This window comes from Shimia gijangensis (genome assembly GCF_900142085.1).
Taxonomy (GTDB): domain Bacteria; phylum Pseudomonadota; class Alphaproteobacteria; order Rhodobacterales; family Rhodobacteraceae; genus Shimia; species Shimia gijangensis.
This window is the reverse complement of sequence record NZ_FQZQ01000001.1, coordinates 259015-273624: the sequence shown is the minus strand read 5'-3', so window position 1 is coordinate 273624 and position 14610 is coordinate 259015. Positions and strand designations below refer to the sequence as shown.

The 14610-nt window shown below is 55.5% G+C and carries 18 protein-coding genes; 4 read left to right on the top strand and 14 right to left on the bottom strand.

Translation table 11 applies throughout. From position 1 onward, the window contains the following. Positions 1 to 26 precede the first annotated feature (26 nt). Positions 27 to 794 (bottom strand): sulfite exporter TauE/SafE family protein, encoded by a 768-nt coding sequence (locus BUC32_RS01290; protein ID WP_073248576.1) that lies wholly within the window; start codon positions 792 to 794, stop codon positions 27 to 29. A gap of 143 nt (positions 795 to 937) precedes the next feature. Between BUC32_RS01290 and BUC32_RS01285 the strand changes: the two genes are divergently transcribed. From BUC32_RS01285 to BUC32_RS01275, 3 genes are all read left to right on the top strand, one after another. After that, entirely contained in the window at positions 938 to 2626 is a 1689-nt protein-coding gene (locus BUC32_RS01285; RefSeq protein WP_073248574.1) for an acyl-CoA dehydrogenase family protein, read from the top strand. Positions 2627 to 2773: 147 nt separating this feature from the next. After that, positions 2774 to 3325: a TetR/AcrR family transcriptional regulator gene (locus BUC32_RS01280; protein ID WP_073248572.1), complete on the top strand. Its 552-nt coding sequence runs from the start codon at positions 2774 to 2776 to the stop codon at positions 3323 to 3325. A gap of 72 nt (positions 3326 to 3397) precedes the next feature. Next, a complete protein-coding gene (locus tag BUC32_RS01275) occupies positions 3398 to 3733 on the top strand; it encodes an META domain-containing protein (protein WP_245815105.1) in 336 nt (111 codons plus the stop codon). On the opposite strand, the gene recO is transcribed toward BUC32_RS01275, so the two are convergent. The 13 genes from recO to folK form a co-directional block, all read right to left on the bottom strand. Beyond that, entirely contained in the window at positions 3708 to 4439 is a 732-nt protein-coding gene (gene recO, locus BUC32_RS01270) for a DNA repair protein RecO (RefSeq protein ID WP_073248568.1), read from the bottom strand. The two genes, BUC32_RS01275 and recO, sit on opposite strands and share 26 nt — an antisense overlap. A gap of 97 nt (positions 4440 to 4536) precedes the next feature. Continuing rightward, the gene (locus BUC32_RS01265; protein WP_073248566.1) at positions 4537 to 4869 is read right to left on the bottom strand and encodes a DUF1491 family protein; all 333 of its coding nucleotides are present in this window, start codon (positions 4867 to 4869) and stop codon (positions 4537 to 4539) included. Further along, on the bottom strand, positions 4866 to 5771 hold the full coding sequence (era, locus tag BUC32_RS01260) for a GTPase Era (protein WP_073248563.1): 906 nt from the start codon (positions 5769 to 5771) through the stop codon (positions 4866 to 4868). Before era ends, BUC32_RS01265 begins: the two co-directional genes overlap by 4 nt. Then, positions 5768 to 6451 (bottom strand): ribonuclease III, encoded by a 684-nt coding sequence (gene rnc, locus BUC32_RS01255; protein ID WP_073248562.1) that lies wholly within the window; start codon positions 6449 to 6451, stop codon positions 5768 to 5770. The genes era and rnc overlap by 4 nt, the downstream gene beginning before the upstream one ends. Further along, positions 6448 to 7284 carry a signal peptidase I gene (gene lepB / locus BUC32_RS01250; protein WP_073248560.1) on the bottom strand — a complete coding sequence of 279 codons (837 nt, stop codon included), beginning with the start codon at positions 7282 to 7284 and terminating at the stop codon, positions 6448 to 6450. The genes rnc and lepB overlap by 4 nt, the downstream gene beginning before the upstream one ends. A gap of 50 nt (positions 7285 to 7334) precedes the next feature. After that, the gene (gene acpS / locus BUC32_RS01245) at positions 7335 to 7772 is read right to left on the bottom strand and encodes a holo-ACP synthase (protein WP_073248558.1); all 438 of its coding nucleotides are present in this window, start codon (positions 7770 to 7772) and stop codon (positions 7335 to 7337) included. Continuing rightward, on the bottom strand, positions 7769 to 8218 hold the full coding sequence (locus BUC32_RS01240) for a hypothetical protein (protein ID WP_073248556.1): 450 nt from the start codon (positions 8216 to 8218) through the stop codon (positions 7769 to 7771). The genes acpS and BUC32_RS01240 overlap by 4 nt, the downstream gene beginning before the upstream one ends. A 2-nt stretch (positions 8219 to 8220) precedes the next feature. Further along, positions 8221 to 8838 carry a LysE family translocator gene (locus BUC32_RS01235; RefSeq protein WP_175556870.1) on the bottom strand — a complete coding sequence of 206 codons (618 nt, stop codon included), beginning with the start codon at positions 8836 to 8838 and terminating at the stop codon, positions 8221 to 8223. Next, on the bottom strand, positions 8838 to 9572 hold the full coding sequence (locus tag BUC32_RS01230; RefSeq protein WP_073248552.1) for a pyridoxine 5'-phosphate synthase: 735 nt from the start codon (positions 9570 to 9572) through the stop codon (positions 8838 to 8840). The genes BUC32_RS01235 and BUC32_RS01230 overlap by 1 nt, the downstream gene beginning before the upstream one ends. A gap of 67 nt (positions 9573 to 9639) precedes the next feature. Further along, a complete protein-coding gene (locus BUC32_RS01225; RefSeq protein ID WP_073248550.1) occupies positions 9640 to 10305 on the bottom strand; it encodes a DUF2062 domain-containing protein in 666 nt (221 codons plus the stop codon). 18 nt (positions 10306 to 10323) lie between these two features. After that, positions 10324 to 12459, bottom strand: coding sequence for a RelA/SpoT family protein (locus tag BUC32_RS01220; RefSeq protein WP_073248548.1), 2136 nt, complete (start codon positions 12457 to 12459; stop codon positions 10324 to 10326). A 28-nt stretch (positions 12460 to 12487) separates the two neighbouring features. Beyond that, positions 12488 to 12841, bottom strand: coding sequence for a DNA-directed RNA polymerase subunit omega (gene rpoZ / locus BUC32_RS01215; RefSeq protein WP_073248546.1), 354 nt, complete (start codon positions 12839 to 12841; stop codon positions 12488 to 12490). Positions 12842 to 12917: 76 nt separating this feature from the next. Continuing rightward, complete coding sequence (folK, locus tag BUC32_RS01210; protein WP_245815104.1) at positions 12918 to 13493, bottom strand: 2-amino-4-hydroxy-6-hydroxymethyldihydropteridine diphosphokinase; 576 nt, start codon at positions 13491 to 13493, stop codon at positions 12918 to 12920. A 135-nt stretch (positions 13494 to 13628) separates the two neighbouring features. On the opposite strand from folK, the gene BUC32_RS01205 reads away from it, so the two are divergent. Further along, positions 13629 to 14201: a LabA-like NYN domain-containing protein gene (locus tag BUC32_RS01205; protein WP_073248544.1), complete on the top strand. Its 573-nt coding sequence runs from the start codon at positions 13629 to 13631 to the stop codon at positions 14199 to 14201. Positions 14202 to 14610: the final 409 nt, after the last annotated feature.

Here is a 14610-nt window from a genome sequence, read left to right as displayed (position 1 = left end):
AGGTTTCAACCCTTGTGACCCAGCGTTCATCCCATCAAAGTGCGGCGAACAAGGTTCAGCGCGGCCACCACGAGCACCAACAGTGTTGCCTTTCGAAAGGCCGCCTGATCAATCCGGTTTTGAACGTGCCCGCCCAACCACATTCCCGCCATTGCTGGCGGCACCATCGCCAGAGAAAACGGAAAAGTTTCTGCCCGCAACACGCCTGACCCGATATGCGCCCCCACCAAAGCCAACGCGCCCAATCCATAAATCACACCTTGTACCCGCATTTGATCCGATTTTTCGGTGTTGAGCGCTGTCAGATACAAGACCGTTGGCGCGCCCCAGACACCGGACATGCCACCAATCAAACCCGCAAAGGCTCCGACACCGGTTTCGATTGCCGGGGTCGTCCGTTTCAGATTTGGCCGGAACCCGATCAGTTGGATCAACGCAAAAACGGCCACGGGAACGCCAATCACCAAAAGCAACACATCCGACGACACAACCCGCACCAGTTGAGCCGAAGCAATAAGTGTCACAAAACCAGCCATCAAAAAGTATTTGAACTTTTTCACCGAGGTCAGAGCCGCCTTGGGCCCCTGCCGCAACGCCTGCAGCACATTTGTGGCAACGGTCGGCATCAGCAGCCCCGCAAGCGCCAGTTCGGGCTCAACAAAGGTGCTAAGACCTGAAATCATGATCATCGGCATGCCAAACCCAACAGTCCCCTTGATCACACCTGCCAAAGCAGAGACACCAAGAGCGACAATCATCATCTCAAACGACAGGTTTAGAAACAGCGAATCCATGTCCGATTGATAGGACCATTCGTGCCGCACTGCAAAAACTCTGCACGCAACAAACGATCAAACCCCAGCAATACTACGTATTAATATTGCGCTGCACCTGCAAAAAGAATATGTCACACTGCAGCAAAACAACGACATGATTCATGGCCCCACACGAACAGGACCGGACGATGACAAATTCAGTAATTCTTTCCAATCTTCTTGAACTGACAGGCGCCGCCGTCGCCCCTGCCGAGGCCATTTTGGCCAAAGCCACCGACACGGTTCGCGATATGGTCAGCGAAGAGGGGCGCGTCTCCGGTGCCAAGCTGGAACAAAACCAAGGAGCCGCCCACGGGCTCGCGTGGCTGGCCACATATGTCGAATCCCTGCGCCAGATGCAGAAATGGGCCGTCAGCCTGAAGGAAGACGGCAAATTCGGCGAAATGGAACAGCTGATCCACCAGATCGCTTTTGGGGAATACCTCTGGCAGATCTACGGCGGCATCTCGATGTCGCAGAACGAAATCACCCGTCTGCAGGATCTTGGCCTTGGTCAGGACGACATGCAGGCTTTGATGGAACCCTCGGTTGCGACCCTGACACAGTCCGGAAACTCTCAGGCCGCACGCATGCGTCTGGTCGAGCTGATGCAGGACAACGCAGGCCACGCCACCTTTGGCACCACCGGTCTGGATGATGAACTTGAGATGATCCGCGAGCAATTCCGCCGCTATGCCGACGAACGCGTCGTGCCCAACGCCCACGAGTGGCACCTCAAGGATGACTACATCCCGATGGAAATTCTCGAAGAGCTGGGCGAGATGGGCGTGTTTGGCCTGACCATCCCCGAGGAATACGGCGGGCTTGGCTTGTCCAAAGCCTCGATGGTTGTTGTCTCCGAAGAACTGTCGCGTGGCTATATCGGCGTCGGGTCCCTCGGTACACGCTCGGAAATCGCAGCCGAGCTGATCCTTGCGGGCGGCACCGACGAGCAAAAGGAAAACTGGCTGCCCAAGATCGCCAGCGCCGAAATTCTGCCCACGGCCGTCTTTACCGAACCGAACACCGGCTCTGACCTTGGCTCTTTGCGCACCCGTGCGGTGAAAAACGCCGATGGCGATTGGGAAATCACCGGCAACAAGACATGGATCACCCACGCCGCACGCACCCATGTGATGACGCTTTTGGCGCGTACCAATCCGGACTCGACCGATCACCGTGGCCTGTCGATGTTCCTCGCCGAGAAAACACCGGGCGACGATGAAAACCCGTTCCCAACCGAAGGCATGACCGGCGGCGAAATCGAAGTGCTGGGGTATCGCGGCATGAAAGAATTCGAACTCGGGTTTGATGGCTTCAAGGTCAAAGGTGACAACCTGTTGGGTGGCGTCGAAGGTCAGGGCTTTAAACAGCTGATGAAAACCTTTGAAGCGGCCCGCATCCAGACCGCAGCCCGCGCCATCGGTGTGGCGCAAAACGCGCTTGAGGTCGGCATGCAATACGCCGAAGACCGCAAGCAATTTGGCAAATCCCTGATCAACTTCCCCCGCGTGGCTGGCAAGCTGGCGATGATGGCGGTTGAGATCATGGTCGCCCGTCAGCTGACCTATTTCTCGGCTTGGGAAAAAGACCACGATCAGCGCTGCGATCTTGAGGCAGGTATGGCGAAACTTCTGGGCGCCCGTGTTGCCTGGGCCTCTGCCGACAACGCACTGCAAATTCACGGCGGCAATGGCTTTGCCCTCGAATATCAGATCAGCCGCATCCTGTGCGACGCACGTATCCTCAACATCTTTGAAGGTGCTGCCGAAATTCAGGCGCAAGTGATTGCACGCCGCCTTTTGGGCTAAAATGGCCTCTCGCCCGTTTTGTACAAAATGGTCATTTGGCCTTTTGAAATTGTACAAAACGGGTAATTCCGCCGATTTTCGCGAAACTTGCTGCAGTGCGGCATTGCTGCGCTTGCGTTGAACGAACGTGCGGCGTAGGCCAGTGACATGGCACCTAAACGTCTCTCTCCAGACAGCTGGATCGAAGCTGGATTTGCGGCCCTCGTGGCGCAAGGCCCCTCCGCCCTCAAGGCAGAGGCGCTGGCGCGTGACCTGAAAACCACCAAGGGTTCGTTTTATTGGCATTTCAAAGACGTGCCTGCGTTTCACAAAGCAATGTTGACGCGCTGGGAAGACGAATGCCTTGAGCGGTTTAAGAACGTGGCAGCCATCGACATGACGCCAACTCAAAAGTTGCGTCACCTGTCACAAGCTGTTGAAAAAGAAGAAACAATTTCCACCGGAAACGCAGTTGAACCAGCTGTTCGGGCATGGGCCCATGGGGACAAAAGCGTCTCGGAAACCGTGGCACGCGTGGACGAATACCGCATGACAGAGATCACAAGCACCCTAAGCGACCTCGGCTTGTCAAACCCGGAATTGGCCCGGATTATCTATGCCGCCAACCTTGGTATGGCCGAAATGTCCGGCCGTGACGGGCTGGACAACGACGAAGCCTTGGGCACACTGGTCGATCTGGTTCTGGCGCTATATTCTTAGAGCATGACACGCATTATTCTGGCATTCGCCCTCGCTCTCATCACACTTTCAGCCTGCAAAAAGGACGAAACCGTGGCCGGTTATGACGGTGAAAAACTGTGGATTTTGACCGAAATCGACGGTGTTGAATTCGCGGCGCGCGCCACTCTTTTGTTTGGCGAAGACAACAAGGTGACCGGCCAGGCACCGTGCAATAGCTTCTTCACCAAACAGACAAAGCCCTATCCATGGATCGGCTTTGACCCGATAGGGAGCACCCGGATGGCCTGCCCTGAGATGAATAAGGAAACGTTATTTTTCAATACCCTAGGGAAAATGACCCTGGCCGAAGTGTCCGGGGACGTGATGATCCTGAGCAATGATTCTGGTCGTCAGATGGTGTTCAAGGCCGCGCCAACCGACGGCTGAAAAGATCAACAAACCGCCCCCGCGCTTCGGGCAAAGGTTTGTGACCCAACTCGGGCGCCAGTCTGTGTTCCATAAAATACCCGGTTGTCCGCAACGCCGCGAGCACCTCTGCATCTGGCGATTCCCCCTCACCGCGCAAACAGGGCGGCAAGTCGAGCAAACGATCCGCCCATTCGCCCGCCCCCTTGCGCGAAACCGCGCGCCCCGTGCGGGGCGACACGAACACAAGGTCGTCAGTTGATCCGGTCACAGCACAGGCCCCGAGATCAAGTCCGAACCCCAATTCTTCCAGCAACGCCTGTTCCCATCGCAAATAGGCCAATGGCCATATCTCATTCTGACCAAGAAGATCAAGCAATTGCTCGGTGCGCTGATAGAGCGGGGTGTGAGGTTCCCGCTCGGGCAGGGAAAAGACCAACAGCGCCGTGACCGTATTTAGGCCTGCCAGCGCCATGCGGTCTGAGATTGCAGATGCACGACTGCGCAGAGGTTCAACCGTAAAGCTGCCAATATGTTCTTCCAGCCGTGCGCGCCAAACCACATCAACCTGTCCGCCGGGTTGCAGCGTTGGGGTCATTTTCCGGCTGGTGCCGCCGCGCACCACGCCGGCATGACGACCATGATCTGGAGTAAATACCTCAACAATCACAGAGGTTTCTCCGTGTTTGCGAGTGCTTAGAACGATACCTTGATCACGCCAGTCCATGTCGGAACCCTAGAGAGTTTCGTCAGAATGCCAAGGTCAGCCTGTGTGGCCTGTTCGGGAGCCTCCGTTGGGGATATTTGCCCCATTTGGAAGCACATCAGTCTGCCAGGCCAGGCTCGTCGAGCATGTGGCGACCATGGCGATCCTCGACTTCGATCACCCAGAGGTCTGGGTCAAAGCTGCGTTGTTTGGTCAGTGCTGCGTCCACGTCAGCTTCGGAGCCTTCGGACAGGGTCACCCATTTGCGCTCACCGCTCATCAGATCAAAACTGCGCTGAAAGGCGGTCGCCTGCCCATCAAGCGTGCTGAGCTTGACCAAAACAGCCCCCGCCGTGTCATCTCCATGGGCCATCACATAGGCCGGAATTCCGGCAAATTCGAGCCGCGCCATATAGGCTTGGACCCAGAATTTCGCCGTCAGACGGGTCATTTATTTCCGTCTTTGAAATTCAGCCCCATCTCGGAGTAACGCTCGGCTTCTTCGAGCCAGTTCGGGCGCACTTTGACCTGCAAAAACAGGTGCACGCGACGGCCAAGGAACTCTTCAATCTCTTCGCGTGCAGCTTTGGACACGGATTTGATCGTCTCGCCCTTGTTGCCCAACACGATACCCTTGTGACCATCGCGCATAACATAAATGATCTGATCGATGCGGGCAGAGCCATCTTTTCGTTCTTCCCAATTCTCTGTTTCCACAGTCATCTGGTAGGGCAATTCCTGATGCAAACGTATGGTCAGCTTTTCGCGAGTCATTTCGGCGGCGATCATGCGCATGGGCAGATCGGCGATTTGGTCTTCCGGATAGAGCCACGGACCTTCGGGCAACCGCTCGGCCAGCCATTGTTTCAGATGCTCGGTGCCATGACCTTTTTCAGCTGAGATCATAAAGGTCTCGGCAAAGTCATAGCGGTCATTCAAGTCCTTGGTCAGGCTTAGCAATTTCTCAGATTGGACCTTGTCGATCTTGTTAATCGCCAAGGCGACGATCCGACCCTTGCCGATACCTTCCAGCCCCTCAAGGATACGCTCAACGCCTTCAGTGATGCCGCGATGGGCCTCAACCAAAAGAACAGTTACGTCCGCATCTGCAGCGCCTCCCCATGCGGCAGCCACCATGGCGCGATCCAGACGTCGGCGCGGGCGGAACAGGCCGGGTGTGTCCACAAACACAATCTGGGCGTCGCCTTCCAACGCCACGCCGCGAATACGGGCACGGGTGGTTTGCACCTTGTGGGTCACAATCGAGACTTTGGCACCTACCATGCGGTTTGTGAGAGTTGATTTCCCTGCGTTCGGCTCGCCAATAAGGGCGACAAATCCTGCGCGTGTCATGCGCTCTCCAATCTTTGCAACAAGGCCCCGGCAGCGGCCTGTTCAGCCTGACGTTTGGAACCTGCGGTGGCTTCCTCAGCCTCGCCATTCTGGAGCCGGACCGCCACGGTAAAGACCGGAGCGTGATCAGGGCCAGAGCGGCTAATGATTTCGTAGTTTGGGGGCTTCTGGCGACGTGCTTGTGCCCATTCCTGAAGGGATGTCTTTGGGTCTCGTGCATCTGCTTCGACCTGATGCACGCGGTCGCCCCAAAGGCGGATCACCATGTCCTTGGCAACATCAAACCCACCATCCAGATAAACAGCAGCGATCACTGCCTCCATGGCGTCACCCAAAAGCGCCAGTTTTCGGCGGCCGCCCGACATCATCTCGGAGCGACCCAGTTTCAGCGCATCCCCGAGGGCAATCTCACGAGCGACATCTGCGCAGGCTTCTTTTCGGACCAGAGCATTGAATCGTGGGGCCAGCTGACCTTCGGTGGCTTTACGATCCTGAGCCAATAGCGCCTCGGCCATGACCAGGCCAAGCACCCGGTCGCCCAGGAACTCCAGTCGCTGATTATCATCCCGATTGGGCGATGACATCGACGAATGTGTCACCGCGCGTACCAATAGCTCGGGGCGGGAAAAGTCGTACCCAATCCGCGCCTGAAGCGCCTTCAATTCTGCAGAAATCTTCAATTCACCGCCTTAAAGAACCGATCACCACGCCATGTCCAGAAGAAGAACATTGACCGTCCGGCAGACGAGAACATGATGCGGTCCGCGCGGCCAATCAGGTTTTCAAAGGGCACGAAGCCAACCCCGCGTGCAGCGCGCGGCACGCGGCTGTCGGTTGAGTTGTCGCGATTGTCACCCATGAAGAAGAAATGGCCTTCGGGGACGGTAAAGACGCCGGTATTGTCCGAAGACTGATTGGTGATGTTCAGGATGCCGTGGCTTACCCCATTGGGCAGGGTTTCGATCTGGCGTGACTTAACACAATTGCCGCCATCGCCTACTGGGCCGTTTTCGCAACGTGGACGCAGCCCTTGAGGGCCCTGAGGGCCCGCAGGCTCTTCGAACAAACCACCGTCTGCCAGTTCTACAGCCTTACCATCAATGTGGAGAACGCCCTTTTTCATCTGGACGGTTTCACCAGGCATGGCGATCAGGCGTTTGATGTAATCCAATCCGGTAGCCGGGTGGCGAAATACGACAACATCGCCGCGCTCGGGCACACCGGGCAGAAAACGGGTGTTGTCACCATCGAAGACGCCACACAAGTCTTTGGCATCAATATTCACACCAAAACGGGGCATACGGACCGAAGGGCAAGACGCGTATGAATAGCCATAGGCCATCTTGTTCACGAACAAAAAATCACCGATCAGCAAGGTATCTTTCATCGAACCCGACGGAATCCAGAAAGGTTGAAAAAACACCGAGCGGAACACTCCCGCGATCACCAATGCCCAAAAGATCGTCTTGACCGTTTCGACAAAGCCGTTCTGTTTCTTGCCTTCGGTTGTCATTTTCTGCCTCAAAAGGTTGTCCTGTAGCGCGCTACATGCGGCGGGACGGGTTAGGAGTCAACCCGCGCACCTGTGTCAGGCGCGCCGTCAGCCAAAGGGCGCGCTTCTATCACCACAAATGCCTGCGCCCATGGATGATCATCCGTCAGGGTGACATGAATGATCGCCTCGTGGCCAGCGGGGGTCATCGCCTTTAGTCGCTCTGCCGCCCAGCCGGTCACCTCCATCACAGGTTGCCCGGTGCGCAGATTTGAAACCGCCATATCTTTCCAGCTGATCCCCATGCGCAAGCCCGTGCCCAGCGCCTTAGAGCACGCCTCTTTGGCGGCCCAACGTTTGGCATAGGTTCCAACCGTGTCGCGGCGGCGTTCGGCTTTGGCTTGTTCGACCTCTGTAAAGACACGATTGCGAAACCGGTCTCCGAACCGCTCGAGCGTTCCTGAGATACGATCAATATTGGCCAGATCTGTTCCGATGCCGAGGATCATTCCAAAAGGACCCCGATAAAACCCGTCGATTGATTGACCGCGAATTGTAGCTGAGCCGGTAGGAAGTCATTGGCATCCGGCACGAACCGTTGAACTTCAAGGTTAAAGACAAGCCCATGCGCCGGATCATAAGCAGCGGTCAGGCTGTCAAAGTCTACGCCAGAGAACCCAACACCCTGTGACATGCCAATGGTACGGCACTGACGATCTCCAAGCTCTCCAAAAGGAGGAGAGAGGACCAGCACATGATAGGCACCGGCGGCGGGCTCAACCGTATCCAAAAGAGCAAGACGAACATCCCCGTTCGCGAAAGTACGGCTGTGATTTTCCCACGGCTCAACGATGGCATCTGCCCGGGCTTGCCATTCACAATTGGCAACTTGTTGAGCATTGAGCGATGATGCCAGTGCCAGTGCAAGAGACAAGGCAATAAAAGCAGATTTCATAGTCAAACCTCAAGCCTTGCAGTCAGGATTTTTAGGCTGGCAACCCCAAACAGAATGCCAAATGCAAATTCGAACCAACGCTGAGATTTGCGATAGAACCGGCCAACCGATGCTGAGGAAAACAAGAGCCCGTAGCCTAAGAAAACGATCACTGAAACACAGATCAGCTGCCCAAATAGCGTCCAGACCTGAGCCATCGACGCGCCATCTGGCAGGGCGATCGCATAGATCGCGCCCCAGGACAAAACTGCTTTGGGATTGGTCAGGTGCAACAACATACCCTTGGAAAACAAGTGTGCCTTTGCGGCAGGAACAGGGGCGGCGGCGGGTGTCGGTCGCATTGCACGTTTAAGAGATTTCACGGCCAGAAAGGCCAGATACATGGCGCCTACATAGCGCACGACCTCAAAAACCCAGGCATTGGCCAGCATGACGGCCCCCATACCCAATGCACTCAGAACACCCCAGGTTGCCGAACCGCAAACGATACCTGCCGCGATGGTCAATCCGGCACTACGACCCGCGGACATGGATGTGCCCGAAATGGCCAGTGTCGCGGGGCCCGGGCTTCCACCGGCAATGGCCCAAGCCAGCAAGATCAACGCGATCTCGGGTGACATCAGGCGCGTGCCTCATCCATCAGACGGCGCATTTCCCGGATTGCCGGATCAAGGCCCGAGAAAATGGCCTCGCCAATCAGAAAATGACCAATGTTCAACTCGACAACTTCTGGCAAAGCGGCGATGGGCTTCACACAGTCATAGGTCAAACCATGGCCTGCATGCACCTCCAGCCCCAGCGAATGGGCAAAAGTTGCCATTTCACGCAACCGCGCAAACTCAATGTCTCGCTCAGCAAAATGCCCTTCGGCATGAAGATCGCAGTAGGCACCGGTGTGCAGTTCGATCACTTGGGCGCCAATGCGATTGGCCGCCTCAATCTGCTGCTGATCGGCAGCAATGAAGATCGACACGCGGCACCCGGCCTCGCGCAAGGGGGCAATGTAGTGGGCCAGCTGATTTTCTTCACGGGCAACTTCCAGCCCGCCTTCGGTGGTGCGCTCTTCGCGCTTTTCCGGCACGAGACAAACCGCATGCGGTTTGTGACGCAACGCAATGGCCTGCATTTCTTTTGTGGCGGCCATTTCAAAGTTCAGCGGAACTGTCAGCGTGTCCATCAGCGCATCGATATCCGCATCCAGAATATGACGGCGATCTTCGCGCAAATGCGCCGTGATGCCATCAGCCCCGGCCTCTTCCGCCAACTTTGCGGCCCGGGTCGGATCAGGATAAGCCCCGCCGCGCGCATTACGCACAGTGGCCACGTGATCAATGTTAACTCCAAGACGCAGCATGGCTCTAGTTCTCCTATGTTTGCTTGATTGAACCCTAAGACGGGTGCAGGCGCGAGGAAACCGCTTTTTAGGTGTCGTCCTCGGGCGGTGGATTGGTGGCCGCAAAAATTTGCGCCTTTGCTCTGGCTTTGGCAACTTTCTTGCGAAACCGGGCGGCCCTGCGTTTTTGGTAGGCACGGATAACTGGCGCGGTCAGGTAATAACAGATCGTCGCACAAAAAATACCGGGCAAAACACCGCCCACAAGATAGGGAAAAAACACTTCGTCATAGAACACGGACAGCCCGTGCCAATCCGCTTCGGCGTCGGTAAAAAGTGCAATCAGGTTGTGCCACAGATCGGCACCCGCATTGGCAAATTTGCTGGCCAGAGATTGCTTGTCACCCGCTTCAAATTCGGTCCCCAATAGAAAGTGGCCCGTCTGAAGAGACGCCACCCCGATAGGGAGATAGGTCAGCGGATTGCCGAAAAACGTGCTTAGTAAGGCAGCCAGCAGATTACCATTGATCAGGCGCGCAATCACGGCTGCAATCAAAAAGTGCAGGCCGTAAAATGGAGAGAAACACGTAAAGACCCCAGCCCACACCCCGCGGGCAATGAACTCAGGCGTCCCCGGCAATCGCCGCAACCGGTGTTTGACATAGTGAAAGGCCCGGGTCCAACCGCCCTTGGGATAGACTCCATCTGCAATGACTTGCATGGTCGATCTTTTATCCCGGCGTTTGAATACCACGTACGTGGGCCCTCGTGTCTACGGTTTGGTGGGCTTTCGTGCCCGGGAAGGATCGCGAAGTCTTTCGATCTGCGCCACCTCATTTTCAGCCTGAAGTGCGAGAGTCAAAGAATGCAAATGCTCTGCGTCGCGCAGCTCTAATGAGACATACAGTCGGAAATAGTCCGGTTTCCTATCCACAAATTCCAGATTTGAAATATTGGCCTTGTGCTCGCCAATCAATGTGCAAATACGTCCCAGTACGCCGGCGTCGTTGCCGATGGTTAATTCAAGTGTCACATCGTAGATCGCTTTGTGCTTTCCGCCGTGCCAATGCAAATCCATCCAACGATTGGGCTGCTCTTCATAATTACTTAGCACATCACAGTCGATGGCATGTACCACAACACCTTCGCCACGATAGGTGATACCGACAATGCGTTCACCCGGCAAAGGCTGACAGCACGGCGCGCGCTGAAAGCTTTGCTCTGGCGAAAGACCAATCACAGAGCGTTCCTGACCTATTTCGTCACTCTCATCTGGTGCAAGATCGGGATAAACGGCCTGCACCACTTCGTGGCCCGTCAACTCGGCACTGCCCATTCGGGCCAACAACTCGTCCCGGTCTTTGATACGCAGCTGCTTGGACGCTGTATCCAGAACGCGATCGGTGGCTTTCTTGCCAACCTGTTCGAACGCTGCCCGCGCCAGTTCGCGGCCCAGCTTGATAAATCTCTCGCGATCCACAAGCCGCAAAGCACGGCGAATCGCCGTTTTAGCTTTGCCTGTCGTTGCGATATCTAACCAAGTCGCCTGCGGCATCTGCCCTTCGGCAGTGATGATCTCAACCGATTGTCCGTTCTTAATGCGTGTCCATAGCGGCACGCGCATATGGTCGATCTTGGCCCCAACGCAAGCGTTGCCAATACGTGTGTGAATCGCATAGGCAAAATCCAGAGGCGTTGCCCCGCGCGGCAGTTTGACCACATCGCCTTTGGGCGAAAAACAGAACACCTGATCCGAATACATCTCAAGCTTAACTGCTTCGAGAAACTCATCGTGATCATCTTCGGCATTGAACTGCTCGGTCAGTGAGCTGATCCATTTGAACGGATCGACGGCAAAAGGGTTTTCGCCCCGCACACCGTCTTTGTACGACCAATGTGCCGCCACGCCGGACTCGGCCACATCGTGCATTTGCTGGGTGCGGATTTGCACCTCTACCCGTTTTCCGTCACGCCCCGACACAGTTGTATGGATCGACCGATAACCGTTGGTTTTCGGTTGGCTAATATAGTCTTTGAACCGTCCAGGCACCGCGCGCCAACGCTGATGAATAGCGCCGAGAACACGGTAACAGTCATTTTCGCTATCAGTGATGATGCGAAACCCATAGATGTCGGACAGACGGCTGAAACCCTGATCTTTTTCCTGCATCTTGCGCCAGATCGAATAGGGTTTCTTGGCGCGCCCAACCACTTTTGCTTTGATATCCGCTTTATCCAGCTCGTGGCGCATATCCTCGGTGATCCGCCCGATCACATCACCGCTTTCTTTTTGCAGCGTGATAAAGCGGCGCATGATGGATGCACGGCCTTCAGGATTGAGCACCTTAAAGGCGAGATCCTCGAGCTCTTCACGCATCCATTGCATACCCATACGACCAGCAAGTGGTGCATAGATGTCCATGGTTTCGCGTGCTTTTTGCACCTGCTTCTCGGGGCGCATCGCCTTGATCGTACGCATGTTGTGCAAGCGGTCGGCCAGTTTAACCAGAATAACGCGCAAATCCTTGGACATCGCCATAAACAATTTGCGGAAATTTTCTGCCTGTTTGGTCTCGGTGGACGATAGTTGAAGGTTGGTCAGCTTGGTCACACCATCCACCAGCATCGCCACTTCGTCACCAAACATGGCCGCAACGGCAGAATATGAGGCGTTGGTGTCCTCAATCGTGTCATGCAGCAAGGCGGTGATAATGGTGGCGTCATCAAGATGCTGCTCGGTCAGAATCCGTGCCACATCGATGGGATGTTCAAAATAGGGTTCGCCCGAGTGCCGGAACTGCCCGCCATGCATTTCGCGGCCATAGTCATAGGCACTGCGAATCAGGGTCTCATTGGTTTTTGGATTGTAGGCGCGGACAAGATCGACAAGATCGTCAGCTGGAAACATCTGCGCCCACTCGCTTTCCGGTCAGGCCTTAGCCTTGGCCTTGCGCTTCCATCAGGGCGCGCAGCAGCTTTTCTTCAGACATGTCGTCATCCGCAGGTGCATCTGATTCTGCGCCCATCAACAAAGCCATACGATCTTCTTCAGGCTCGTCGACTTCGATCTGAGTCTGATTGGACTCGATCAGACGTTCGCGCAGCTCGTCTGCTGTCTGTGTCTCATCGGCAATCTCACGCAGGCTGACAACAGGGTTTTTGTCGTTGTCACGCTCAACAGTGATCGGTGCACCGGCTGAAACTTCGCGAGCGCGATGCGCTGCAAGCATCACCAGCTCAAAGCGGTTTGGGACTTTGTCTACGCAATCTTCAACTGTGACGCGGGCCATGGGGCTCTCCATTCTGCCGGTATGAGATCAGAAAGTGTGTATTTAGGGCGGTTCGTTTCTGTTGACAAGCACTGAATCACAAGGAAACGACGGCTTTAACCTCGGCTTCGGGCAGGTTGGACAACATTTGCGCCACACTAAGGCCGCTTACGGGGTGCACCCAGTCCGGCGCAACATCCATCAGAGGCACCAAAACAAAGGCCCGGTCCTGCAGTCGTGGGTGCGGTAAAACCAACTCCTGAGGTGCCTCAGTCTTCTGAGTTTCCAAATCCAGATCCCGCCATCTGGCGAAGGTCTTGGGATCGGGTAAAACCGCGTCATTCGCCGCCAGCAAATCAATGTCGAGCGTGCGCCCTGCCCATCGGCTTTGGCGTTCGCGCCCAAAAACAGCTTCGACCTGGTGCAGTTGGTTCAAAACAGCTTCAGCTGGCAAGTCCGAGACAACCACGGCCGCCGCATTCACAAAATCCGGACCAGCCCCTTCCGGAAAGCACGGCGTTGCAAAAAAACGACTCACCTGGGTCACGCGAATTTGCCCGGAATTAAGCACTTTCAGCGCCGCCTTCAGTGTATTTTCGGGTTTTCCGACCTGAGAAGGTAAGTTGGCTCCCAAAGCTAATAGCCAGAAATTATTCACCTTTTCTGAGCCCACTTAGAATTTCCTGTTTGACACAAATCGCCTTCTTGAAGGCTTAGAGAATTTCTCTACATTATCAAGTGTTGTTGTGCCGACCAAATTTCACTCACGGATCATTACGCGGCACAGCACTATTAGGAAGGACATTTAATGTTTTACAAAGACGAACGGCTCGCGCTGTTCATCGATGGTTCGAATCTATATGCGGCGGCTAAGGCGCTTGGGTTCGACATCGACTACAAGCTATTGCGACAAGAATTCATGCGTCGCGGCAAGCTTCTTCGCGCCTTTTACTATACGGCTTTGTTGGAGAATGACGAATATTCCCCAATCCGTCCGTTGGTGGATTGGCTACACTACAACGGCTTCACCATGGTGACCAAGCCGGCCAAAGAGTACACAGACTCGATGGGCCGTCGGAAGGTCAAGGGAAACATGGATATTGAGCTGGCCGTTGATGCAATGGAACTGGCGCCACGCGTCGACCACATTGTGTTGTTTTCCGGAGATGGGGATTTCCGGCCACTGGTAGAAAGCCTGCAACGCCAAGGTGTGCGCGTTTCAGTTGTTTCCACCATTCGCAGCCAACCTCCGATGATCTCGGACGAGCTGCGACGCCAGGCCGACAACTTTATCGAGCTTGATGGCCTTCGGGACGTCATTGGACGCCCTCCACGGGAGCCCATGCCCGGGGAGCGTGAAGCAGAATACACTGCAGAGTAATAGAGCCGGGGCCTTGCGCCCCGGTTTCCATTTCCGGGGTTATGCGCAAGCTTGCGCCAAGGCTGTTAGAAGGTCTTTTCACTTCCGCCCGAAGCCACCTGGCAAACCAGGGTTTTCAAACGCCGCCCGACTTCGTCGGCCAGATTCACTACCTGCGCCGTATGTATCACCCGGACCCAATTCTGATGAGAGTTTCGGGACGAGTGGTCGCATGTATTGCGCCCTGTGCAATCGGATATGAGTACGGTGCTTAGCCAATTGCCAAAGGCAATCCGGCCCTGTCTTCAGGGGGGACAAAGCCACCACCAGACATATTGCAACCCAAGTTCAACTAGTATACTACGGTATACAACGCGCTTAAATACCGGCTCGTCGGAGAAATCTGCGACTCGGCGTTTGGGTATTCTCT

Bases quoted from the DNA above. Each gene is read 5' to 3' on its own strand.
- BUC32_RS01280 (WP_073248572.1), top strand. From the start codon at position 2,774: ATGGCACCTAAACGTCTCTCTCCAGACAGCTGGATCGAAGCTGGATTT.
- acpS (WP_073248558.1), bottom strand. From the start codon at position 7,772: ATGATCCTCGGCATCGGAACAGATCTGGCCAATATTGATCGTATCTCA.
- recO (WP_073248568.1), bottom strand. From the start codon at position 4,439: ATGGACTGGCGTGATCAAGGTATCGTTCTAAGCACTCGCAAACACGGA.
- BUC32_RS01265 (WP_073248566.1), bottom strand. From the start codon at position 4,869: ATGACCCGTCTGACGGCGAAATTCTGGGTCCAAGCCTATATGGCGCGG.
- rpoZ (WP_073248546.1), bottom strand. From the start codon at position 12,841: ATGGCCCGCGTCACAGTTGAAGATTGCGTAGACAAAGTCCCAAACCGC.
- BUC32_RS01235 (WP_175556870.1), bottom strand. From the start codon at position 8,838: ATGTCACCCGAGATCGCGTTGATCTTGCTGGCTTGGGCCATTGCCGGT.
- BUC32_RS01290 (WP_073248576.1), bottom strand. From the start codon at position 794: ATGGATTCGCTGTTTCTAAACCTGTCGTTTGAGATGATGATTGTCGCT.
- era (WP_073248563.1), bottom strand. From the start codon at position 5,771: ATGACACGCGCAGGATTTGTCGCCCTTATTGGCGAGCCGAACGCAGGG.
- BUC32_RS01205 (WP_073248544.1), top strand. From the start codon at position 13,629: ATGTTTTACAAAGACGAACGGCTCGCGCTGTTCATCGATGGTTCGAAT.
- BUC32_RS01220 (WP_073248548.1), bottom strand. From the start codon at position 12,459: ATGTTTCCAGCTGACGATCTTGTCGATCTTGTCCGCGCCTACAATCCA.
- BUC32_RS01240 (WP_073248556.1), bottom strand. From the start codon at position 8,218: ATGAAATCTGCTTTTATTGCCTTGTCTCTTGCACTGGCACTGGCATCA.
- lepB (WP_073248560.1), bottom strand. From the start codon at position 7,284: ATGACAACCGAAGGCAAGAAACAGAACGGCTTTGTCGAAACGGTCAAG.
- BUC32_RS01285 (WP_073248574.1), top strand. From the start codon at position 938: ATGGCCCCACACGAACAGGACCGGACGATGACAAATTCAGTAATTCTT.
- BUC32_RS01230 (WP_073248552.1), bottom strand. From the start codon at position 9,572: ATGCTGCGTCTTGGAGTTAACATTGATCACGTGGCCACTGTGCGTAAT.